Consider the following 23,787-nt stretch of genomic DNA (forward strand, 5'->3'; position numbering starts at 1 on the left):
TGTCAAACGGGGACGGCGGTGCCCGGGTTCACGCCATCGGCGAGTACGGCGAGGGCGGCCAGATCGGCGTGGTCGGGCAGGACAGCGGCGATAAGCTCCAGCAGGCGCCGCGCCTGCTGCGACACGTCGGCCGGGTCGTCGTCCCGCCACCAGTAGTGGTGGTTGCCCACCCATGCCGGTGCGGCTGCCGCACCGGTTCCGCGCAGCGCGTGCACCAGCCGGATCTGGGCCTGCAGGATGCCGAGGTTGAGGCTCGTCCGGGGGATCGAGGTGCGCAGCGCGTCCGTGGTCGTCTCGGTGACCCCGACCATCCGGTCGAGCGCCGCGCGGTGGGTGGACACCAGCCCGGCGAGCGCGGTGTGGTCCCCCGGCCCGAGCAACGCGTCGACCGTGGCGGAGACGGCCGACTCGCCGGACGCCCGCAGGTGCCGGGCCACGGCCCGCAGGTCGGCCCAGGTGTCGCGGGTGTCGGAGACGTGCAGCGTCACACCGTGGCCGCCGGGATCGGCGGTCACCGCCGCCGGGGCGGCCAGCCGCCCGGAGAGGCCCGCCAGGTCCACCGGCCGGGCCGTGTGCAGCGTCAGCGTGAGACCCGGACCGTCCGGTCCGGGGAGGACATCCGCCATCCGGTACGGGATCGGGTCGTCGCCGACGGCCGCCCGGTCCCGCAGCGTGGCGCGCACCGCCTCGATGTCGACCGCGCCACCCGCCTCGATGTCGACCGCGGCACCCGCGTTGATGTCGACCGCGCCACCCGCCTTGATGTCCCGCAACTCGTCGGCGGTGACGGTCGCGCCGGTGACCCCGGTTCCCGCGGTAACCGGCAGGAAGAGAACCTCCACCTCGTCGGCGAGGTCGACGAGACGGTGCGCCTGGCCGTCCGGGAACACCACACCCTGCGGCGCGTGGACCGCGTTGACCGCGTGCAGCGGCCGACCGGGCACCACGACCATCCCCCGCTCCCACTGCTCGGTGGCGGCGAGCCCGGCCCGAACCTGCCCGACGGTCGTCCGGACGAAGTGGAACGGCTCCGGCGGCAGGGGCACCCCGCGTGCCGGATCGTTCGCGTACGCGACCAGGGTGGTCAGGTCCTGGAGGCCGTCGGGCGGGACCTGGTGGGTGACGGAGCCCCGGTGCTGCAGCGTCATGTCGGTGCCGATCGCGGCCAGCACGCAGTTCGTCAGGGCGTCGGGATGGCTGCCGAGCGACGGGTTCACCGTGCCCAGCAGGCTCAGCAGGTCCGGGGCCGGGGCGTCGTCGTGCTTGACGAGGGCCACCTCGAACTCCACGTCGGGGAACCGCTCGCGGAAGCGGTCCGCGACGTGCTCCACCCACCCGAGGACCATCTCTGGCGTGATGTTTTTGCGGATCTTGGCGCTCATGTACCGGCCTGACTTGTCGTTGATCCGCCAACGCCCGGTGCGCGGGTTGTACTCGATCTCCCCGCTGATCCGGTCCGAGCTGCGGAACGTTCGGCCGTTGCGCTCGAACCCGGGCGCGACGGTCGGATGGCCCTGGCTGTCCAGGGACGATTTCAGGGTGGGGAGGTCGATCGACATCGTCGCGGACAGGTCCGCCCACTCCTCGTCGGTGAGTACCGTGCCGATCTCCTCCGTGCCGACCCAGATCTCGCCCTCGGCGTCGACGACGTAGTGCCACCGGGCGTCGTGCCGGTCGAGGAACACCGCGGGGAACTCGGCGAGCCGGTATCGCAGCGGATTGACCCGGATGTCTCCGCGGTCGTCGCGCTCGCCGCCCTTGACCCGTTTCGGACCGGCCGGCTCCCCGTACGCGCGATCCAGTTCCGACACGCCAGTCTGCTCGGCCACCAGGGCACGGGGGGCGACGCCGTGGTACCGGCCGTCGACGGTCCGCAGCACCGACACCGTGGCGGCCGGTCCGTCACCGACCACCGCCAGCAGATCGCCGGACCGGTCGTCCAGGACCAGGACGCGCATCCCGAGTGCCTCCGCGACCAGGCCGAGCAACTGCTGCCCGGCGGTCGCCGTCGGGTCCAGCAGAGGCCGGCGGCCGTCCGGGTCGCCGGTGCGGTCGAGGTAGGCATGGGACCGGCGGCGGATCAGCTCGGCCACCCGGGCCGACGGGTCCGCGGCCCGGTCCTGCTCGAAGTCCTTGCGGACCTTCTCCTCGTCCTCCAGCCACACCGCCAGGTCGGCGTCGGCCGGGTCCGGCGCGGCAGAGGGCCAGAGCAGCTTGCCCATCAGGGGCGCGTCGGCGGCGACGAGCGCCACCAGCGATTGGCCCGGGCCGTCTGGCACCATGACCCGCCGGTGCGGCCGGCCGTGGACGACCGGGCCGTCGACGGTCATCACCGCGGGTCTGCCGAGGCCGTCCGGTGGCGAGCCGGCCACGTCGGCCTCCTCGGGGTGCGCCGGCTCCGGCGGCGTCGGCGGCAGCGGCACCGCCTCCGGCGGCAGGTCACCGTCCGGGTCCCGGGACAGCGGCGCGACCGGCGCGGTGGGCCGCCGGGTGTCGGTCCGGTTGTCGAGCTCGATCGCGCCCGACGGATCCACCACGGGAGGCTCGAGACTGGCCCGCGGGGTCGGTGCCTCCGGCTGCACGGCCTGTGCGGGCTCCCTGCTGGTGACGTTGCGGCGGATGTCGTGGCGCAGCGGCGCGTCCACCAGGGCGCGGGCGATCGAGGCGGATTCCGGGCTGTGGGCGCCGGCCGCGACGGCGGCGTCCGCGCCGATGATGAGGGTACGAGCGGCGACGGCCGATTCGAGCCGGGCGTCGGCGAACGGCTCCGGATGCTCGAAGACCCGTTCGTCGGGGGCCCTGGTCGGGTCGGCCCACAGCACCCGGCCGTCCGCGAGGGTGTGCGCGAGGAAGACGTGGTGGACCTTCTGGCCCGGCCGCTCCAGCAGCACGACGGCGGTCGTGCCGGGCCGGCCGAGCAGATCGGCCTCGACGGTGTTCCAGCCGGACACCGGCGTCCAGTCGGTCTGACCCTCCAGCCACGACCGGGCGGCGTCGGCGTCCTGGGTCCGCCTCGGGCGCAGGGCGTGCAAATCCGGGGTGGCGGACGGGTAGAGCCGGGCGAGCATCCGCTCGGCCAGTGCAAGAGGTTCTTCGAGCGAGCGCAGACCGGTGCGTACGGCGGCCTGCTGACCGGCGTCCGCCACCTCGTCGACCATCCGCCGAAAGGCCGGCTCGGCTATGGCTATCGGCGCGGCGGCCTCCACCGGGGTGACCGGAAGCGGAATCCACTGCGGCGGATCGGCCGGAAGCGGCACTGGCCCGCCGAGGCTCTCCTGCGAGGCACGCCGCGCTGGCGACTCCACACCTGGCGGCGTCTCCGGCAGCGGTACCCGCTCCGGCGGAACCGGCCTGGCCGGCCGCAGGACATCGGCCACCTCCCTGACCGGCGTCCGCGCGCCGGAAGCCTCAACCGGCCGCGTCGCCGCGTCGATCCGGGCGGGCTCCTCGGGCCGCGCCGTCCCATTCACGGGCGCGTCGCCCTCTCCTGTTCCCTCCCGCTGCCGCGCCTCCTCTTCCCGCTGGCGCGCTTCGTCCCGCTGGCGCGCTTCGTCCCCCTGCCGCGCTTCGTCCCGCTGGCGGTCGGGCGGGACGTTGTCGATACGGCGCCCCAGTTCCATGCCCTGCTCGGGATCGACGTTGGGCGGCTCGAACCGCGCCGGTGCCTGATACGTGGTGTTCGGCCGTACGGTCGTCACCGCGAACATCGCCCCGTCCCGGTCGATCACCAGCCGGTGGCCGGGGTCGCCCGGTGGGTAGATCACCAGGGTCACGTCGTACCGCATGAGGTAGTACCTGGCCCGCCGCTCGCTGTTGCGCTCGCCGACGTTGCTGGTCTCGCCCTCGTAGCCCCGGCCACCGCCGAACCCGCCGTACCCGGAGCCGCCAGGACCGGTCCGGACGTTGCCGATGGTGCCGCGCAACGTCGCCCCGCCACCCACGGACGAACTGGTGCTCTCCGATGCCTCGAAACTCGGCTTGACGTCGCGCTGGCGGTAGTTGCGACCCTTGTGGTCGAAACCGCGGGGCGCCACGGTGCCGTCGGCGGCGAGGTCCACGTTGTACGACGCGCCCCGGATGTCCAGGCCCAACCGGATGCCGGTGTCGCCGACCTCGTACCGGTGCTCCAGCAGTTCGTCGAACCGCCGGTTGAGCTGGCGGTCCTTGGTGTGGTGGGCGACCGCGTGCTCCAGAAAGCTGAGGTCGCCCTTGCGGGCGATCCGCGGCGGATGGTCCTCGTCGAACGTGCCCGGCCAGGTCCGGAACGGTTCGGTGACCATCTTCGCCCAGGCGTGGGCGGAACGCGCGATCCGTCGCATCGACTGCGGGGTGAACGTGGGGTCGGCCAGCACCTCGGCGTTGAGGGCGGGCGCCGCCGGGCGAGGGCCTCGCTCGACCCGCACTGCGGGCGTCGCAGCGGGTTGGGCCGGGCCGGCCTGCGCCCAACTTCCGTTCACCGGCCCGACCGCGGGGGCCGGGGCGTCCGGGATCGTCAGGTACGCCGGAACGAGCAGCCGAGCGTCGCCGGTGATGTCGGTGATCGTCGTGGTCCGTTCCCACCACTCGGCTCGGCCGATCACCGGCGCGTCGGCCGACCAGCGACTCCACGATCCGGCGTCGCGCAGCAGGAGCCCTTCGAGCGCGCGGTAGAGGTTGGTGCCGGTGGTGGCGAGGAACCGGATGAGCTCCGGCAGTTCGGTGGTGAGACCGATGTCGACCCGGTACGTGAGGGGCTGGGTGAACTCGTGCGACCGCTTCATGCCGAGCCGCATGATGTCCTTGGTCTCGTCGGCCAGGCCGCTGCCCACGCCGGTGGACCGTTGCCACTCGGCCCGGAACTCACCGGCCAGGTCGGCCTTGGAGGCGATCTCGCCGCGGACCCGGGCCCGGCTGCCGACGTGCAGCGTTCCCGAGTGGGCGGTGTCCGTCGAGTGGGCCGTCACCGCCTCGCTGCGTTCGGTCAGGGCGACGTCGTCGCGGGGCAGGTCCGCGGTGGGCGGCTGGAGGTCCCCGGTCACCTGCACGAGCAGGAACCGGATCTTCCCGTCGGTGACGATCGGCTGCCAGAACCGGATGCCGGAGCCGGTCAGGGTGGAGAACTGTCCTTCGAGGGCAATCGGCCGCAGCCGGGCGGTGAGGGCGCGGACAAGGATGGTCGGCGGGAGGTCCGCCGGGTCGGCCCGGCGTGGCAGCAGGTTCCAGGTGGACAGCGTGCGGGTGACGGCGGGCAGCACGGCACGGGCGGTGAGCCGTTCCGGGTGCGACCACGCGCGGACGGGTTCGGGGTCGACCGGGCGGTGGGCCGGCGGCCGGGACGGCGTGACGGCGGTGGCGCCGGGCAGCCCGAGGGCAGCCGCGAGCCGGTCCGGTGCGATGAAGTCCTTGCCAAGGTTGATCCGCAGGTATCGAATTTCCGTACGGATCTCGCCCCGCTCGCCGTCCCACCGCTCGGCGGTGATCTTGAAGACGAGGTCACTGCGATAGTGCTGGGTCCGGCCGCCGTACGTGGCCCGGGTGATGTCGATGTACCCGGACTCGTCGGAGACGCTGTCCTCGCGGGACCACCGGTAGCCGCCCGACGGTCCGAAGGCGAGACGCCCGAGCCCGCCCTCACCGGTGGTGTCGCCGCTGGGGAGCGGGCCGCCGCCGCTGCCGATGCCGCCGGCCTGCCGGCGGACCGGTGTGGACGGGTTGCCCCGGTCGGTCGGGTCGTCGGCCTTGCCGGAGCCGCCGAGCGGGAAGACGGGACCGGCGGACATGCTGATCCCGGCGCTGCGATCGGTGTCTCGCGACCATTTGTGCCCGGCACTGAACTGCTGGTAGTGCTCGATCTCGATGTCGGAGGCGTCGCGGGTCTGTTCGGGGTTGAACGCCCGCATCTGCACGCGTACGGCCTGGTGGTGCCCAAACGCGTCGGGCAGCGAGAGCAGCCAACCGTAGTCGTCGGTCAACTCGGCGAGGCGCCCGGCCACCTGGCTGGCGATACTCAGGTCCCACAGCGGGCGCGGCCAGTTGAGCGGTTCCTCGAACCATGTCCGGTCCAGGTGGTTGAGCTGCGCGTACGCGTCCGCTGCCTGGGCGCCGACCTCGGGCAGCCCGCCCAGGAAGGGGAATACGCCGGCCGCGGACTCGTTCTCGTACGGGATGCGGCCGGCCCGGTTCCACTCGCGGAACGTGACCCTGGCCGCCCGTCCGGCCCGGTCGCGCTCGCCCGGCGTCACCGGCTGCTCCGGCCGGTGCTCGTCGGGCAGCACGGTGCGCAGCGCGGTGACGTCCGGCTCGTTCGGGTCGTCACCGATCAGGTACGTGACCCGGGGTTCCGTCGCCCGGCGCAGCACGACCTCGTAGATCACGCGGTAGCGGAACTCGGTGACGTCCCCGGTCGTCTCGGTACGCCGGTAGTGCTTGACCGCGCCGTCGTAGGTGTCCGAGCGGGACCACTCCCACTCGCCCTGCAGCTCCCCACGCCCTAGCTGGAACTTCCACTCGTTTCTCGGCAGCGGGATGAGCAGGCCGCCGCCGAATCCGCCGCCCACCCCGCTCGAGGTGCCGACCGATCCCTCCACCGAACTGCCCTGCAGGGCGCGCAGGTTGACATCCATCGGGTAGGCGGTCTGATCACGCAACTCCTCCACGTACGCGCTGACGAGCACGTCGTACGGGATGCCGTCGATCGTGACCTGGAACGGCTGGCCCGGCTGGAACTGGCTGAAGTCCGCCTCCATGGCGTCGCGCCCGACGTGGATCTCCAGGTCCTCGAGCACGTCGACGGGCAGCTCGTCCCGGTTCGACATCGCCCGCAGACCTTCGGTGACGGTGTCGAGCACGACCTCGGCGCCGGGCAGTGACAGGGGCGCGGTCGGACCCAGGCCACGCCGCGTGGCGAGGGCCAGGGGCTCGCCGGGCGCCGGTGCCGCCGGGTACCGGCCGCGCACCTGCGGCGCCTCGACGGTGGGCATCAGTCGGCCGGTCGTCGGGTCGACGACCCGGCCGCCGGTAAGGGTCCGGACGGCGCGGGGCCCGAGGCGGGCTCTGAGCGCCGCCTCGCCGACCGGCCGACCGGTACGCCGGGCGGCCGGCGGCACGGAGACGATCGGGCCATGCGCGGGTGCTCCGAGCAGCGCTTGCTCGTACGCGGTGCGCTGGTCCTGCCAGACGGCGACCTCGCCGGGCATGCCGAGCAGCACGACCGGCCGGACCTCGCCGGAGTTCAGCCGGGTCAGCAGGATCACCTCGAACTGCTGGCGGTACCGCGTCTGCGGGCCGGTGCGCTTGAGCACGGTGTGGTTGAGCACGCTCTCGCCGAGCTCGACGCCGGCATCGCGGCCGGCGCTGCCGCCAACCTCCCCGCTGACCGTGCCCTGCCACCGCTTGTCCTTGGGCAGGGTGCCGTCCGGCTTGGGCAGGGCGCGGGCGAGGTGGCTGATGCCGTACGACGCCACCTCGCCCGCGACCGCGACGTGCCGGGCGCCGTCGGCACTGGTGCCGGCCTCCGCGACGATGCCGAGGTCGTCGCGGACCGCCACGTTGGGCGCGTCGCCCAGGTGCTGCAGGCTCACCGGCCGCAGCATCAGGTGCAGCGACATGGTCTTGCGGCCGTGGTGCAGGCCGGTGGCGCGGTCCGAGCCGTGCAGCAGGCGCCGGTTGCGGTTGAGCATGGTCCGCTCGTTGAGCAACTGCGCCACACCCTGGCGGGCGAAATCGGCGGCCTCGTCCGCGGGGAGGCTCTCCCGCAGGGCCCCGTGCCAGCCGGTGATGAGCTGTTCGGTGGCCAGGGCGTTGAACACCCGGTCGGCGTGCGAGGTGCGGGTCGTCGGCGCGGCGGCGGGAACGTCGGCGCGGGCCGGGCGTGGTTGTCCGTTCGCGGGATGGGTGTACGGCTCGGGAAACTGGATGAGCAGCAGTTCGTCGGTGGCGGGCCGGGTCTGCGTGGTGGCCCAGTGCCGGCCGTCGACGTACACCTTGAACGCCAGGCCGGCCTGGAACGGGGTGGAGTCGGTGACGAACATCTGACGGCCGGCCAGCACCTTGCGGGCCGCGGAGCTGCCGTGCTCCCGGTGGCTGCCGAACGTGATGTCCGGTAGCCGAAGTATGACCCGGGTCAGGTACCGGCTGAGACCGCCGAGCGCGGTGTCCGGGCTGAAAACCCCGCCGGCCGGCCGCTCGGCGTCCGCGGACCAGCCCCGGGAGGTGGAACCGAAACTCACCTTGTACACCCGGGCGTCGGTGTCGGGCCCCGGCGGCGCGGGGCGGGCCTCCCGTGGCACCGGCAGGATCCACACCAGACGGCCCCCGGCGCTGAGGTGAGCGCCGCTGGTGAGTCTCTCGTCCCAGTGTTCGAGGTGCTGTTCGTACGCGGCGTCGACGGCACCGCCTTCCGGCGCGGTCAGCGCGTGCGTGATCTCCCGCCGCACCGCGTCCCGGATCGCCGCCTCGTCCCGGTCCGGCACGCCGGGGATCGCGGGGAGGCCGGTGACGAGGCCCTCCGCGATTCGCGCCGGGGAGTCGGCGGCGGTGGCCGGGCGGCCGGCGGACAGGACGGTGAACTGCCCGAGCGCGCCGTCCTCCAGATACCAGGGCACGGTCGTTTCCTGATCTGCCGTGGCTGGTGGCGGCGGCGCGGCGGCTGGCCGGTCGCCGACGGGCCGGCCCTCCGGGTCCAGGCCCAGGACGGTGACTCCGGGCAGCCGCAGGATCTTCTGGAGCACGCCGGGGGCGGGTTGCTCCAGCAGCCCGGCGTGGGTGGGGTCGACGACCCGCAAGGTCACGGTGTCGCCAGTGCCGTCCGACCACAACCAGAACACGCGGTCGCGGCCGGGCACGTGCACCAGTGCCATCGCGCCGGGCGCGGCGCGCAGGCCGGCGAGCATGGCGGGCACGTCGTCCAAGGGTCGCGCGACGCCGCCGAGGATCTGTTGGAGTTCGGGCAGGGTGAGCGCCGCGGCGTCCGCCGACCTCCGGCTGTCCACGACGTTCGCCGCTCGACCGTGCATCGCCACGAAGGCGCCGTACGCACGGGCCACGTCATACCGCATCGACGCCGCCGGCCGTTTCGCCTCGACCCGGCGCACCCAGTCCCGCAACCGGTCCGGGTTGCGGCCGGCATCGCGGTCGGGCAGGGTCAGCGCGGCGGCCACGGCGTCCGAGCCGGTCCCCCGGCGTGCTCCCAGCTGACCCGGCTGCCCGGGCGAGCGCGAGGCGAGGGTCAGCGCGTCCACCGAGGTGCTGTCCAGCGGCAGCCGCGGCGGACGAGGACGGCCGTCCGGATCGATCAGCAACGCGCGGACGCCGTGCCCGGTCAGCGCCCTCTCCCAACGGGTGCCCGGCCTGCCGGTGAACGCCTCGTCGGCGAGCAGGCCGGCGCGCTGGGTGTCGATCACCCGCAGCTTCGGCGTCCCGCCGTGGTCGTCGGACCACAGCCAGAAGACGTGCCCACGGACCGGACCGCTGCCCGGCGCCAGCACCAGGTCGTCGGCCGGCACGTGGATCAGCGCCATCGCGCCCGGGGTGCCGCGCAGCCCGTCGACCAGGGCGGACCAGTCCGCCAACGGGGTCAGCGACCCGCCGAGCAGATCCTGGAGGTCCCGGACGGTCATCGATTCCGGCGAGGCGGCGGCCCGGTTGTCGGCAACGTTCGCGCTGCGACCGTGCAGGGCGACAAAGGCGCCGTACGCCCGGACGACGCAGTCGGTCTCGCTCAGCACCACCTCGTCGCCGGGCCGGTCCGGCTCCACCTCGGCCACCCACTGCCGCAGCCGCTCGGGGTCGCGGCCGCCCGTCTCGCCGAGACCGGGCAGCGCGCGTCCGACGATCTCACCGGCCGGCAGTCGTGGGTGCCCGGTCCCGTCGGTGTCGCGGTCGCCGATCGCTCCGGGTTCCGTGGGAGAACGCCGTGCCGGTGTCAGCGCGTCGACGGCGCTGCCTTCGTCGCCCTCGACCGAGTCCCCGCCGTCGGAGTCGCGGTCGGAGTCGCGGTCGGAGTCGTTGTCCGGGTCGTTGTCCGAGTCGCGATCCGAGTCGCGATCCGAGTCCCGATCCGAGTCCCGATCCGAGTCCCGATCCGAGTCGCGATCCGAGTCACCGGTGCGCGCGCCGGCCGTCTGCCACTGCGCCGCGATGTCCTCCGGCTCGGCGTTCGCGAGGTCGGTGACCTCGACTCCCGGGATCGCCCGCAGCAGTTCCAGCAGGCCGGGCGGGTCCTCGACCTCGTCGGGTCGAAACTCGGAGCTGGCGTCCTGGAAGTCGAGGCTTTCCTCGGTGTCGAGCGAGTTCGCCGGTGACACGGTCCCGTCGCGAGCCTGCCGCGCGGAACGCTCCGCGTGCCACTCCGCCAGCAACTCCGCGACCTGGACCGCGGGCCCGTCGTCGAGGACAGCAAGGGTGTGCCCTCGCCCCCGGAGGAAGAAGAACAGCGGGGCGATGTCGTCCGTGGACACGGAGTGGCGCCGCTGGATCCGGTCCGCCCACTGGGCGGCCACGCCGCGCACCCAGCCGGCCCGATCGACACGCGGCGCAGGAGGCGCGGTGGACGCCGCGTCCCGGTGTGGGCCGTCCGGCATGGACTGCACCATCGCCGACACGGTGCGCGGGTCCATCCGCAGGCCGGCGGCGATGTCGGCGAGCACGGCCGGGTGCAGGTACGCGCTGGCCGCCAGCCGGAAGAGATCGGTGGGTACGCGGCCGGTCGCCTGGTAAATGCGCCACAGCGACTCGGGCAGCGGCGCCGGCGGTCGGTGGCCGTCGGGTGTCGGGTTGATCCGTGCCCCCGGGCGGGCCGGGGCCTCGGCGAGCCGTGGTCCGGTCACCGGGTCCGCCAGCAACGCACGCACGGGCGCGTACCTGTCCTCCTGCGGGGCTGGGTCGTTCAGCGCCCGCAGGCCGTCGGCCGCGGTGAGCACCGAGGGGTCGACGCCGATCTCCGCGACCAGGGCGAACAGCAGCAAGGGGTCCGCCACCCCGAGCCGCGCGGCGTGTACCGCGAGGTCCAGCGGCACCCGGCCGATCCGCACGCTGACCATGGCCACCCACATCGACGGCACGCCGAGTTCGGCGCCCAGGGCGACGGACGGCTCCCGGACGCCCGTGGCGTCGACGAGCGCCGCCTGCATCTGGGCGAAATCCTCCAGCGCCGGCCGCGAAAGCGGGTCACCCGTTCCCCAGGCCCGCGGCAGACCCAGGCTCAGCACCATGGCCACCGGGTCGTCGAACAGCAGGGTGTCGACCGGCGGCCCGGCGAACCGGCCCTGCGTCGCGCGGGCCAACACGAACTCGGTGACGTCGCTGTCCCGGTCGTCCAGGAATTCCTCGAGCTGCACCGCGTACGTCTCGTGACGGTCGTCGTCGGCCAGTGCGGCGCGGTCGAGCAGCCCGAACACGGCTGGGTCGAGAAACCAGCGGCCGGCGTAGCGCAGCAGCCGACCGAGCGGGATGTGGTGCCGGTTGGCCGGGTCCAGCAACTCGGCCGGGGTCCGTTCCAGCTGGTCGGCCACCAGGCGGTGAACGGTCCACGTGGACTCGCCGGCGGCCCGCGCGAGGGCCAGGACCGTACGATGGTCGAGCCACGGCCGCAGTTCGTTGTCCCGGTTGAACGTGGCCAGGTCGAACCGCGGGTCGGCGAACCGTCGCGTCCAGTACGTCCCCAGCCACGCCTCGCCGGAGCGCGCCCTGCCCTCGGCGTCGTCGGCGACGTTCCCGTGCGTGGCCGGCAGCGCGTTCGCGAGACGTTCGTCCAGCTCCAGGGCGGTCAGGTCGTCGGGACGCTGGAAGAACGGCTGGTCGTGCAGGATCTCCTCGAACGTCCTCCCCACCGCCGTCAACGCGTCGGCGAGTTCGGCGGCGGCGGGGTGCGGTGACCCATCCGGTTCACGGAGTTCGACCCGCTGCCGCAGGTCTGCGGCGACCGCCGCGGACAGCAGCCGGGCGTGTCGGGTGTCGGCGGTCAGGACCGTGAGGAACAGCCCGGGCAGGGTACGGGAGATGCGGTCCTGCGACTCTTCGGTGAGACGCCGCAAAGCCCGTTCCCGGTCGGCCCACGCCGCTCGCAGCTCCGACACGATCGGCCAGTCGGCGCTCAGCAGCCGGGTGATCGACCGTTCCGACCGGTCGCGCGCCACGACGGCGTTGCGGAGCGGGTCCCTGCCGGCTGTGGCCGCCGCGACGGCCGCGTACATGCCGGTGATCTGCTCCAGCCCCCGCGTCCACCGGGTCAGCAGGTCGCCGAGGCCGGCGAGGCCGGCGATCCGGTCGGCGGGCAGGTCGTCGGTGAACCGCTCCGCCGCCTCGCGCAACCGGGCGGTGCGCTCGTACAGCCGGTCGGTGCCGGACTCGGGCACCTCCGAACGCCCCAGCCGATCCAGTGCCGAGGCCAGGACCGCCGGGGTCAACACGGCACCCCAGGCGCCGGCAGCACCCCGCGCCGCCTGCCGGAACATCCACGACACGCGCAGCGACTCGTCCTGCACCGGTGACCGACCGGTGGCGTACGTCCGGAGCATTGTGGCTATCTCCACGACGCCCTGATGGTCCGGGTCGGACGTGGGCAGTTCGCTGCGGAGCAGCGGCGCGTGAAACGGGTGCAGGTATCGCGGGTCGATCCCGATGATGCCGGCCGCGGCCAGCACCGTGTCCACCGACAGGTTCAGGCGGTGTGCGAGGCGGAGCAGGTCCACCGGCATCCGGCCACTGGCCACGGCGACCCTGGCGACATCGAGGAAGCGGTTCAGGAACGACGAACCCGCCCGGTAGCCGAGCGCGGTCGCCACGGCCAGGTCACCCCACGGCCGTTCGAGCAGCGATCGGGCACGGGCCCGGAACTCCTGGGCGACGAACTCCGTCGTCGTCAGCGAGCCCACCCACTCGGTCAGCTCCGCGTCGGTGACGTCGGTACGCGGCAGGCCGGTCAGCAGAGCTCCGGACGGGCCGGACAGGTCCTCGGCGAGCAACCGCAGGGTGAACTCGACCCGCTGCAACGGCACGTCGACAAGGAACTCGTGCGCCGCCAGCACGATGTGCTGCGACGGCAGCAGGAAGGACAGCTGACCGGGGTGGAAGCCGAGCCGGCCGGCCAGCGTGAGCTGACGGGTGAGGCCCGAGGCGCTGCCGTGCGGCAGGTAGCCGTTGCGGCGCAGCCGGTCGCGAACGGCCTCGGCGCGACCCGCCGCCGGGGCGCTGCTCGGGCCGGGTACGTCCAGGTCCGGCATCGCGGCGTCCTGGATCTCCGGCGCGATCACCGCGAGATGTCCGGGCTCCACGCCCAGCTCCATCGCCAGGTCCTCGACCTGGTCACGGTCGTCGAGGCCGAGTGCCTCGGCTGCCCTGTCGGCCCGTGTCTCGATGGCGTGACGCAGCCGGGCCACCACGACGGCCTCGGCGAGCAGGGTGTCCGGTAGCACGGTGAGAAGGTCGAGCGGCACACCGTGGCCGACGAAGCCCAGGACCGCCGGCAGGGCGTCGGCGGCGAGGCCCAGCCGGCCGGCCATGTCCGCGATCGCCAGGACGTCGTCGTCGGTGATCCGACCGTACGGATCGAGCCTGTTCCCCAACTCGCGCGCGGTGACCGGACCGGGCTGCGCGAGGTGGTTGGCGAACACGGTCAGCGCCTGCGGGTCGACGCCGAGCTCGACGGCAAGGGTCAGCAACGACCGTGGGTCGACGCCGACGCGGCCGGCCAGGGCGGTGAGGTCGCCGGGCGCGCGGCCGATCACCCGGATCCAGTCGAGCAGCCGCGCGGCGGATAGGTCCGGGCCGGCCACGGTGAGCGCATCCCATCGAGACCGGTCGAGGTCGACGGTCGGGTCGTCGCGCACCGCGGCCCACACGCCGCGATCGACCCCTGCCGGCGCGGGCCCGAGGCTGCGCGACGGCTCCGCGTACCCGGGCGGGCGTTCGTAGGGTGCCAGACCGGCCAGACCCGGCCCGGCGAAGTGGTCCCGCAGTTCGGCGACGGCGGTGACGTCGAGCAGCAGCTCCACCGGACTTCCGTCCTGGGCTGCCTGGACCACCAGGCGGTAGCGGTCACCGAGTTGGACGAACCCGACGGGTGAGGCGTCCGTGAACACCGGAGGCCGGCGCCGGCCCGGCGGGGTGCTCGTCGCGCCGATGGTCACCACGCCGGTCCGGAGCTGATCGGGCGTGACCGGAAAGGGGACGCCCGTTGTCTCCGGTGGCACGGACGACGGCGTGGGCAGGAGCGGGACCGTACGCCGGAACTCCTCGGTGAGCTCCACCGTCCGCTGCCACTCGCGTGTGCTGGTGCCGGGCACCTGGCCGATGCGGTGCAGGGTCACGGTGACGTCGACCCGGCTGTCGAGATGGTCCACACCGAGGTCGTACGGAGTCGCGCGGCGCGCGGTCAGCCGCAGCTCGAACCGATGCGTCCGCGGGCCGGAACGGTCTGACCGCAGCACCAGGCCGCCGTCGGTGAGCAGTCGGGGCAGGAGCCGGTGGACCGACGGCAGCGTCAGCAGACCACTCAGATTCACCTGCCGGCCGTCGAGGGTCCACCGGTACTGGCCGATGCCGCCGTCGTGGGTGTCGAGCAGGTCCGACGCGACCGCGCGTACCGGTTCGTTGCCGTCGCGGTCGGTCAGTCCCTGCGACTGTCCGACCGCCTCGACGTCCCCGTCACCCGGCAGCACCGGCTCGCGGGCAGCGGTGACGGTCAGCGCCACGTAGCCGCCGCCCCGCCGCGCGACAAACACCTCGGGCCGGCCGAGATCGCCGTACGCTCGCAGGGCGCCGTCCTCACCGACCACGACGAGCCGGAGCCGGAGTCCGTCGGCGAGGCGGCCGGGATCGCTCCTGCCCCACCGCCGCGCCACCGGGTCCGGCTCCTGCGGCCGGCCCGCGGCGGCAAGCACCACGGCTACGAGGTCGCCCGGTCGGTCGGTGAGCGGTTGGAGGCCGAACAGCGCCGCGTGGTCCGACCCGGCGAGGTCGGGGTCCGCCGTCGGCGCCGCAGCCGCGGGTACGGCAGGCGCCGGCACGTCCGTCGTGGTGGCGACGAAGCGGACCCGCGACGGCGCGGGCGGCACGGTCGCCGGAGCGTTCGTCTGGCCGTCGAGGAAGAACACACCGTGCTCGTCACGTACCACGTTGACGGCGTGCGCCACCGACCCCGCGACGCCGTTGACGACCATGACACCGCGCGACCCCACCGGTGACCCACGCATCGCGTCCACCACGGCCGCGTAGCCGTCGGCTTCCTGAACGGGCCGCCCCGCGTAGAAGCCCAGCACCGCCACCTCGGTGGCGACCGACGCGGGCGCCTCGAACCGGTCCCGCCCATCCGAGCGCAGCAGCAGATCGGTGACCACCGCCGCGAACACGCAGTTCAGCAGCGACCGGGACGGATTGGCTCGGTTCAGGTACGGGTAGCGCTCCCGCATATCGTCCACGGTGAGCGGATCGCCTACCGGGACCCAGTCGCTGCGATTGACGAGCACCGCGCCCGCGACGTCCGCCGCGGTCAACAGATCGCCGCTCGACTCCTCCGGTGCGGACGGCGACGTCCCGGTCGATGCCCGGTCGTCGTCGGGGCGGGCGGCCGGTCGCGGCAGCACGTATCCGAACACCGCACCACCCGCGTCGCCGCCGCCGTCCCGCGAGGCCGGCGCGGTGGGCCCGGTGACGTGGGGCGTAACGCTCAGGCCGCTCGTGGCGGTTTGCGCATGATGCCGGGCACCCGTCGCAGGATCACCGGACGAGACGATCGACGGCGGCTTCGCCGACCCAGCATCCCCCACGGCAGGCGTCGGCGAGGCAGTCGGCGTCGGCGAGGGCGAGGGCGAGGCAGTTGACGTCGGCGTCGGCGTCGGCGTCGAACTGGTTGTCGGCACCGGAGTGGTGGTCGGTGGCGGCGTAGCCGTCGGGGACGGGGTGGGCGTCGGCCCGGCGGTCGGCGTCGGGGTAGCTGGCAAGGTGGGGGTGGCAGCAGGCGACGGCGCAGCCACCGAAGACGGGGTGGCCGCCGATGTGGATGCTGCCATCGCCGGCGGGCTGGCGGTCGACGTCGGCAACGCCACCGAGGACGGGGTAGCCGCCGAAGTCGAGGTAGCCGTCGGCGTCGAGCCGGCGGCCGAAGTCGGGGCGGACGCCGAAGTCGGGGCGGACGCCGAAGTCGGCGAAGCCGTCGGCATTGACGTGGTTGTCGGGACCTGGGTAGGCGGGGATGTCGCTGTCGACAGCGGCGTACCCGTCGGGGGCGGGGTCGCGGACGTCGGCGTACCGGTGGGCGCCGATGGCCCCGACGCCGGTGTGGAGGCTGCCGGTGTGGTGGCCGCCGGTGTCGCGGTGGCTGATGGTGGTACGCCGGTGGTCGCGGGTGGCGTTCCGCCGACCACCGGCGGAGGTGCTGTGCTCGTCGGTGTCGACGACGGTGCGGTGGTGAGCGATGGAGCTGACGTGGCCGGCGACGTGGTAACAGCCGATCCAGGCACCGCCGTACCCGGCGTGGTCGCCGCCGGGATGCCCGGGGCCGGGGCGGCGGTGGGTGATCCGGTGGCGGGGGTGACCGCCGCCGGGCTCACGGGCTGCCGGTCGTCGGCCGGACCGGACGCGGTGTACGCACCCTCCGGGGTTGCGGTCGACGGGCTGCTCTCGCTCGCCGTCGGGCCTGCGACACCGCTGCCGAGAGCCGTCGCGGCAGGGGATTCGCCGTGGATCGCCGTTATGGAAGGACCGGCAGCCGCCGACTCCGTGCCCTGGGCCGCCGCCCCGGTCGAGCCCGGATCGTCTCCCACCGACCCCTGCGACCCGAGGCTACCTGACACCGGATCCGGCGAGGTGCCGCCGCCGGGCGTGGCCGGAGAAGATCCGCCCCCACCCGCGGACGTGCTACTCGGCGATGCCGACGTGGGCATCGTTGCCGAACCGGTCGACGCGGCACCGCCGGTCTGTCCCGCCGACGCTCCGCCGACCGTCGCGACCGGCGTGCTGACGGCCGCGACACCCGCGGGCACACCGGACCCGGAAGCCGCCGGTGTGGTCCCGCCCGAGGCGAACCCTGCGGATGTGGCTCCTGTCTGAGCCGATCCGGCCGATGGTCCCGTGGCGGCCCCGGAACTCGCGCCGGTGGAGGGAGCGGCTGTAGGAGCCGGTCCCGCAGCGGAGACCGGCGACGCCGACGCCGCCGAAGCGCCACCGGTCGACGCCGTGCCGGTTGACGCCGAGGTCGGAACCGTGGACGTCGGGACCGGCGCGGCTGAAGTTGGCACAGTTCCGTTGGAGGCCGCCGCCAGGCCCGCCGTGGTCGCGGACGACCCTGCCAGCGGTGAAGGCACCGAGACGGTGCCGGATGCGTTCTCCGCTATGGATTGTTCGACGGCAGAGTCCGACACCGGAGAGGAGTCCGTCTTCGCCGCGTCGTCCGAACCGGACCGTGCGTCCTTCTCAGCAGACGAGATGTCCCCCGTGGGAAGGTCGTCGCCGTGGTTTTCCGTGACGTCGTCGCCGGGCTTCTCCCCGACCTGGTCGCCGGGCTTCGTGTCGGATTCGCCGACGGCCTCCTCGTATGTGGGAAGACCGTCCACGTCTGGCAGCGTCACCCCGCTCACGCCGCCGCCGTGACCGCCCGCGGACGGACCGCCCTCGGACGCGCCGCCGATCGCCGCCGCGGTCACCGAGCCCCAGTTGAACGACTGGCCGAAGATCGCGCCGGTGCTCGCGTCCGCGACAGCCCCGCCGACGCCCTGCGCGGTCGCGGAGATGGCACCGTACGCGCCCTTGAACCGGATGTCCGTGATCTCCCGCAGCCCGTCCCCGGTAATGCTCCGGGTGGTGTTCGTCCACGAGTTCGCCAGGTGCCGGGCAGCCTCGCCGGCGAGGAGGCGACCCGCGCCGGCACCGACCCCACCGATCACGCTGCCCACGCCGGAGACCAGCAGCGAGTCGGTGTCCAGACCGCCGACGCGCAGGCCGCGGGCGAGTTGGGCGAGTTGGGTGGCGAGGTCCACGCCGAAGCCGATGGCGACCTCGGTGGCGATCTCCGTGATCAGTGTCCGGAGGATCGCGTAAAGGATGCCCCGCGCGGTCGCGACCACCACCGGGATGAACAGGGCACCGAAGAGGGTGGCCAGCAGCCAGGCGATGGACGCCGCAAGCACGATCAGCTGCACGATGATCGTCACCTTGGACTTCTGGATGTCCGCGGCGGCGTTCATCGACGTCTTGGCGAGGTCCTCGACGACGCTGGTCAAGGCATCGACGACGCTGGGGAGATCGCGGCGGACAAGATCGGTGTACGTGGCGGCGGCCGACCCCGCCATGGCGTCTCCGAGGGAGCGGGCCAGCCCGGGCAGGTCGTCCCGCAGCGCCCGCAGGACGTCTCCGTGGTCGGTCCACAGCCGGTGCATTCGCCGCAGCAGCGCCTCGTTGCCCTCCGGCCACTCCATGCCGACCACGACCTTCAGCAGCCGCTGAAGGTCGGGGGGCAGGTCGACCACCCCGGGCCCGGAATCCTCCGCCATCTGGTCCTCCGCGCCGTTCTCTACTCGTTCCGCAGCTCCAGCACGCCGCCGCCCTCGGCGTCGAGTTGCTGGAACGCGTCGGCGATCAGGCGCAGGTTGTCGGCGACCACGCCGAGGGTCTCGGCCGTGGTGTCGATGTCGGCGAGTTGTTGCTCGGCGGGACCGACGTAGTTGCCCTCGAAGGCCTTGCCCGGCTCGTCGTCACCCCAGCAGCCGTGCACGGCGCCGAGGTCGCGCTGCAGACCCTTGAGCGCGTCAGCGAGCCGGTCGCCCGCCGATCCGAGACGGTCGGCCATGCCGTGGACACCTGGTACGTCGGCGGAGGTGATCTCGGGCATCAGCTGTCCCCTCGCAACCGCGCCCGGTCGGCGGCGGACACCGCGTCCGGCGGCAGGACATCCAAGGAGGCGCTGAGGAAGCTGTTCACCACCTGGTCCAGGCCGACCGCGCCGCCGGCCAGGTCCCGGAACGAGATGCCGGGCAGCACCTCGTCGCCAGCGACGTCGGCGAGTTGGGTCAGGGTCTCGGCACGGGCCGCCGCGATCGTCTCGGTGATGAGGGAGGCCAGCTCGGCCGGGGCCATCTGGCGGTACCGGGTGTTCGCGAACGTCAGCTTGAGGATCTCGCCGCGGCCGTTGATGGTCACCGACAGCATGCGGTCCTTCGACGTGATCGTCGTGCCGTGGGCCATCCGCTCGTGCATGCGCCCGAGACGTTTCCGTTCCTCGGCGAGCGTCTCCAGGGCGGCTTCGAAGCCGGCGGTCGCGTCACCGGCGCCGGGGTGTCTCTGGTCGGTCATGACGGGCTCCTTTCGGGGCGTACGGGTGTCGGGGGCCGACCGCGGCCAAGGGTCCCCCAGCCTTCCGGTTCGGCCCAGGGTCCGGGATCGACCGGCGCGGGGACGGTCACGCGCCGCTCGCGCTGCTGCGCCCCGACCGCGCCGACCCCCATGCCCATCCCATTCATCGGCATCATCGGCATCATGGGCGCCCCGGCGCCGGGGGATGCGGCGCCCGGCGGGGCGGGTGGGATGTCCCGGTCCGGGTCCGGGTCGCTGGCGAACAGCTCGACGCTGGGGGGCGCCGACCCGGTCAGCTGCCGACCGGTCGCGGTGACCGGGGGCGGCGCGGGCAGGTCGTTCCCGGCCTGGACGAGCGCCGCGTCGGCGGAGTACAGGACCACCTGGCCCTGTACGTCGTGCGAGCTGGGCCGCGCCTGCCGGTCCGCGGCCTGCCGGGCGACCAGCTCGCTCAGCCGGTCGCGGGCATCGGCCAGCGAATCGCCGGCCCGGCGCAGCGCGCTCGCGAAGTCGGTTGCGGCAAGCTGGTCGAGCACCGCCGCGATGTGAGCGGTCGATGCCGGCACCGGGGACGAGGGGCCGGTCACCCGCCAGGCGTCCTCGGCGTCCCGCAGGGCCCGCCGGAACCGGTCGCCGAGCTCCGCGAATGCCTGGCGGCGGTCCTCGAACCGGTCCGCCGTGGCGTAGAGCCACGCGGGCGGCGTGGTACTCAGCCGGGCAGCCGCCTCTTCCAGCGTAGTGACGTGTACGGTCACGACGGCCGTCCGATCGCTTCGGCGGAGGCCCCGTCGCCGTGTTCCTCCCAGGCGTCGTCGTCGCCCTCCAGCCAGATGCTGCGTTCCCGGTCGCGCGGCGCCTGGTGCCCGTGGCCCTGGCCCATTGGCGGCATCATCGGCATACCCTGACCGGCGGACGGGTCGACGCCGGGGCCGGTCGGGCCGGCCTGCGCCGCCGGGACGGCTGGGCGCAGGTCGGTGAGTGTCCCTCCGGCGATGCCCGCACCACCCGCGGGTGCCACACCGGCGGCCGCGCCGCCCCCGGCCGAGCCCAGCCCACTCGGCGAGCCCGAGCCGCCGCCCACACCTCCGCCGGAACCGGCTCCGCTGAGGAAGTCGGCGAGGCTGGTCGGCCGGCCCTCCCCGGTGTGCACGCCGTTCTCCTCGACGAGGTCGTCGAGGGCCGCGGTCGCGGTCTCCCGGGCCTGTTCCAGCGCCTCGATCCGGGCTTTCTCCTCGGCGCTTTCGCCGGGTCGGGCCTCGGCATCCGCGATCAGGTCGTCGATCGCGGCGCTGAGCGCCTCCCGGGCATCGCCGACGGCGTCGTCGTGCAGGGCATCCTCCGGATCCAGGTTGCCACCCGCCGAGCGGGCCATCTCCTCCAGGCTGTCGTCGAGCGCGTCCCGGGCCTCCTCGAGCGCGTCGCGGCGCTGCTCCTTGGAGTCTTGGTCAGCGCCACTGGCTTCGTTCTGCTCAAGCAGCTCGTCGATGGCGGCGTTGGCCGCATCCCGGGCGTCCTGCACAGCTTCCCCGGCGGTGCTGGCCCCTCCCGCTCCCATGAGGTCGTCGATGGCCCTGCCCGCGGCCTGCCGGGCGTCGTCGAGCGCCTGCTGCCGCTCGGCGGCAGAACTCGGACCGCCCGATCCGGAGCCCGGACCGTTCCCCGAGCCCGGACCGCTGCCCGATCCGGGACCAGCGCCAGAACCCGGACCGCTACCAGAACCCGGACCGCTTCCGGAGCCGGTCCCAGCACCGGGCATCCCCGACGACAGGTCTGCGATCGCGTCGTCCGCAGCCTTCTTCGCGTCGTCCAGGGCCTGCTGCCGCGCGGACTCGGACGACTCCCCGCCGCCACCCGTCTCGGTGCCGGTGCCGGGGTCGGTGCCGCCGGCGCCACTCGCCGGGTCGGAGGACTCGGTCGGCAGACCGCCTCCCGAGGAGCCACTGCCCGGCATGCCGCCGCCGGCCGACTGCAGGCCCTCGATCGCGTCGTTGGCCGCCTTCTGCGCGTCGTCCAGCGCCTTCTGGCGTGCCTGCTCGGCACCTGCGCCCGTGCTGCCCTTGCCGCCGCCCGAGCTGCCCGACCCTCCGCTCGGCATGCCGCCCCCGCTGCCGGGGCTACCGCCGCCGCTGCTCGGGCTACCGCCGCCGCTGCCCGGGCTGCTGCCGAGGCCCCCGCCGGGACTGCCCCCGCCGCTGCCCTTGCCGGCACCCGAACTGCCGGACCCCTGACTCCCGCCGCCGCTGCCCAGAGCCGGCATGCCACCGCCCGCGCCAGCGCCGGACGTCTCCCCGCCCGGCGACGCACCGCTGCCAGTTCCAGACGTCTCTCCGCCCGAGTTCATCAGGCCGTCGATCGCGTCGTTCGCGGCGTTCTGCGCGTCCTGCAGAGCGGCCTGCCGCTGTGCCTCGCCGCCACCGGAACCCGAGCCGGTCTCACCACCGCCGGAACCCGAGCCGCCACCGGAACCCGAGCCGGACTCGCCGCCGGACCCGCTGCCCTCCAGCGCGGTGTCGCCGAGGCCGCTACCGGACGAGCCGCCAGCCGATCCACCGGACTTCTCCGCGCTGTCGTCCGGCGCGGCAGCCTCCAGGTCGTCGATCGACTCCTCCGCCCGAGACTCGGCCTCCTCCCGCTTCGCCGCATCGTCGCCCGACGAGGACTCCGAACCGGAACCATCTGACGAAGACTCCGAGCCTGAGCCGTCCGACGACGAGTCGCCCGAGGAGGAGTCGCCCGACGACGAGGAGTCGTCATCGTCGGAGGACGACGACGAGTCGTCATCGGACGAAGTGGAGGACGACGACGAGTCGTCCGCCGCGGCGCTGGTGAAGACGTTCGGCGGCGTGATCTCCAGGGGATCCATCGCCTCACCCTTGATCACGTATTTGTCGCTCAACGTCATCAGCAGCTGTCGCATGTGCGGCATCATGATGTTCTGCTCGACCATCTGGTACGCCGCGTCGCGCGCCTTCTGCAGCATGTCCGCTGGCGGGGACATCTCGACCGCGTTGTAGGCGTTGTACACCGCCTGCTCGAACAGCTCCTCCTGCTGGTCGGTGAGCTGGTGAAACGTCTCGACCGCCTCCCAGAAGGCGGTGGCGAACACCTTGATGTCGTGCCCGACGTCGCCGACGAGCTGCCCGTACCCGTCCAGCCGGTCGTGCACCGCGCGGCTGTGATTGAGGAGCTCCGTCGTCCGTTCCTGGAAAGCGTCACCCGCCTTGCCGACGAAGCCCGGGTCCAGTGCCGTCTTGATCCGGTCGAACTCGTCGTTGATGAGGGCAAGCTCGGCGGCGGCCTTGTCGAAGGCCGCGCCCGCGTCGTGCCAGGCGTTGCCGGTCTCGGCCGTGTTGTCCACGAGCTCACTGACGTACGGATGCAGGTCCGTCCATACGTGCAGCGAGGCGAAAGTCTGTCCCCGCGGGGCGGGCGTCTGGAGTGAGCCGACGGAGTCCTCAGGCATGGCTTACTTCTCGTCGTCCTCGGGCGTGATGTCCGTGGTGAAGCTGGTGTTCTGCGGCACCGAGTCGTTGTTCTTACCGTCGGTGAAGAACCCGCCCTCGTAGTCGAAGTCGAGGACCTCGGTGTCGGCGAAGACCACGTCCGGAGTGATGGACGTGTCGGGGAAGACGGTGACGTTCAGGTCTTCGGGCGCCGGCAGGGTGACCGAGACGGTCCCGTCCTCGGCCTTCTTCGCCTCGCCGGTCATGGGGTCTACCTCGAAACCGAGCCGCGCGCCGTCGCGGTTGGTGTTGTCGCCGCTGTCGTACGTTTCCTCGCCCTCGGCCGGCGGGATGGTGAGGGCGCCGACGGATCCGGTCCACGCCTCGATCTCGTCGATGGCCTTGCCTTGCAGCGAGTCGGCGTTGGCCTGGTCCTGCTGCTCGAAAGTGTCGGCGATGCTGCGCAGTCGCTCGCCGAGCGCTACGAAGGATGCCTGCAGGTCGAGGGCGTGCTGGCGCAGCCCGGCGCCGCGGTCGGCGACCACTGCCTCGAGCCATTGCGCGGCGTCGAGCTTGCCGGCCTCCAGGGTGCTGGTGTCCGCCGCCGTCTCGAAGATCGTCATGCTGCTGTCGGTGATGAGGCCCTCGATCTGTTTCGCCGCGTCGCGCAACGCCGCGAGGTCGATCTCGGTGCTGTCCGAGCTGGCCATGCTTCTTGCTCCTTTCCAGGCCGATGCGTGCGCTCCGCGGTACGGGCGGCGGCAGAGGCACAGGGACTCCCCCGCCGCCCGCGCGGGCTACATGGCGCCGAGCCTCTTGTCGGTCGCCTGGTAGTCGGCAAACTTCTCGGCCAGGTCGTTGCTCCGCGTGAGCGTTTTGTCGTTCAGCTCGGTGACTCCATCCCGGACGACCTGAGCCTTGGCGTCGTAGTTCAAGACGTAGTCACCGTTGAAAGCGAGGACCTTGCGTGCCTCCTGCTGCAGGACGTCCAGCTGGGCGAGCACGTTGTCCGAGATGCGCTTCATTTCGTCGTACGCGACGTCCATCGAGGCGTAGTCGTACTTGATGAAATCCGACATCG

9 protein-coding genes are annotated in these 23,787 nt (G+C 73.1%); 2 read left to right on the top strand and 7 right to left on the bottom strand.

The window, feature by feature from the left end; translation table 11 throughout:
- Positions 1-2 precede the first annotated feature (2 nt).
- Positions 3-15,572: a toxin glutamine deamidase domain-containing protein gene (locus AB0J90_RS25045; protein WP_363599679.1), complete on the bottom strand. Its 15,570-nt coding sequence runs from the start codon at positions 15,570-15,572 to the stop codon at positions 3-5.
- A gap of 352 nt (positions 15,573-15,924) precedes the next feature.
- Here AB0J90_RS25045 and AB0J90_RS25050 point away from each other — a divergent pair, with 352 nt between their 5' ends.
- A complete protein-coding gene (locus AB0J90_RS25050; RefSeq protein WP_363599681.1) occupies positions 15,925-17,025 on the top strand; it encodes a hypothetical protein in 1,101 nt (366 codons plus the stop codon).
- 21 nt (positions 17,026-17,046) lie between these two features.
- The gene (locus AB0J90_RS25055) at positions 17,047-17,565 is read left to right on the top strand and encodes a hypothetical protein (RefSeq protein WP_363599683.1); all 519 of its coding nucleotides are present in this window, start codon (positions 17,047-17,049) and stop codon (positions 17,563-17,565) included.
- Positions 17,566-18,484: 919 nt separating this feature from the next.
- Here the strand turns inward: AB0J90_RS25055 and AB0J90_RS25060 are convergent.
- From AB0J90_RS25060 to AB0J90_RS25085, 6 genes are all read right to left on the bottom strand, one after another.
- A complete protein-coding gene (locus tag AB0J90_RS25060; RefSeq protein ID WP_363599685.1) occupies positions 18,485-18,802 on the bottom strand; it encodes a hypothetical protein in 318 nt (105 codons plus the stop codon).
- Positions 18,802-19,263 carry a YbaB/EbfC family nucleoid-associated protein gene (locus tag AB0J90_RS25065; protein WP_363599687.1) on the bottom strand — a complete coding sequence of 154 codons (462 nt, stop codon included), beginning with the start codon at positions 19,261-19,263 and terminating at the stop codon, positions 18,802-18,804. The genes AB0J90_RS25060 and AB0J90_RS25065 overlap by 1 nt, the downstream gene beginning before the upstream one ends.
- Positions 19,260-20,018, bottom strand: coding sequence for a hypothetical protein (locus tag AB0J90_RS25070; RefSeq protein WP_363599689.1), 759 nt, complete (start codon positions 20,016-20,018; stop codon positions 19,260-19,262). The genes AB0J90_RS25065 and AB0J90_RS25070 overlap by 4 nt, the downstream gene beginning before the upstream one ends.
- Positions 20,015-22,726, bottom strand: a complete 2,712-nt coding sequence (locus tag AB0J90_RS25075; protein WP_363599691.1) for a hypothetical protein — start codon at positions 22,724-22,726, stop codon at positions 20,015-20,017. Before AB0J90_RS25075 ends, AB0J90_RS25070 begins: the two co-directional genes overlap by 4 nt.
- Before the next feature lie 3 nt (positions 22,727-22,729).
- Positions 22,730-23,416 carry a hypothetical protein gene (locus AB0J90_RS25080; RefSeq protein WP_363599693.1) on the bottom strand — a complete coding sequence of 229 codons (687 nt, stop codon included), beginning with the start codon at positions 23,414-23,416 and terminating at the stop codon, positions 22,730-22,732.
- A gap of 87 nt (positions 23,417-23,503) precedes the next feature.
- Positions 23,504-23,785 (bottom strand): hypothetical protein, encoded by a 282-nt coding sequence (locus AB0J90_RS25085; RefSeq protein ID WP_363599695.1) that lies wholly within the window; start codon positions 23,783-23,785, stop codon positions 23,504-23,506.
- Between the last annotated feature and the right edge of the window lie 2 nt (positions 23,786-23,787).

This window comes from Micromonospora sp. NPDC049523, from assembly GCF_040676775.1.
GTDB lineage: Bacteria > Actinomycetota > Actinomycetes > Mycobacteriales > Micromonosporaceae > Micromonospora_G.

Coding starts and splice junctions, on each gene's coding strand:
- AB0J90_RS25060 (WP_363599685.1), bottom strand. CDS start 18,802: ATGCCCGAGATCACCTCCGCCGACGTACCAGGTGTCCACGGCATGGCC.
- AB0J90_RS25085 (WP_363599695.1), bottom strand. CDS start 23,785: ATGTCGGATTTCATCAAGTACGACTACGCCTCGATGGACGTCGCGTAC.
- AB0J90_RS25075 (WP_363599691.1), bottom strand. CDS start 22,726: ATGCCTGAGGACTCCGTCGGCTCACTCCAGACGCCCGCCCCGCGGGGA.
- AB0J90_RS25065 (WP_363599687.1), bottom strand. CDS start 19,263: ATGACCGACCAGAGACACCCCGGCGCCGGTGACGCGACCGCCGGCTTC.
- AB0J90_RS25080 (WP_363599693.1), bottom strand. CDS start 23,416: ATGGCCAGCTCGGACAGCACCGAGATCGACCTCGCGGCGTTGCGCGAC.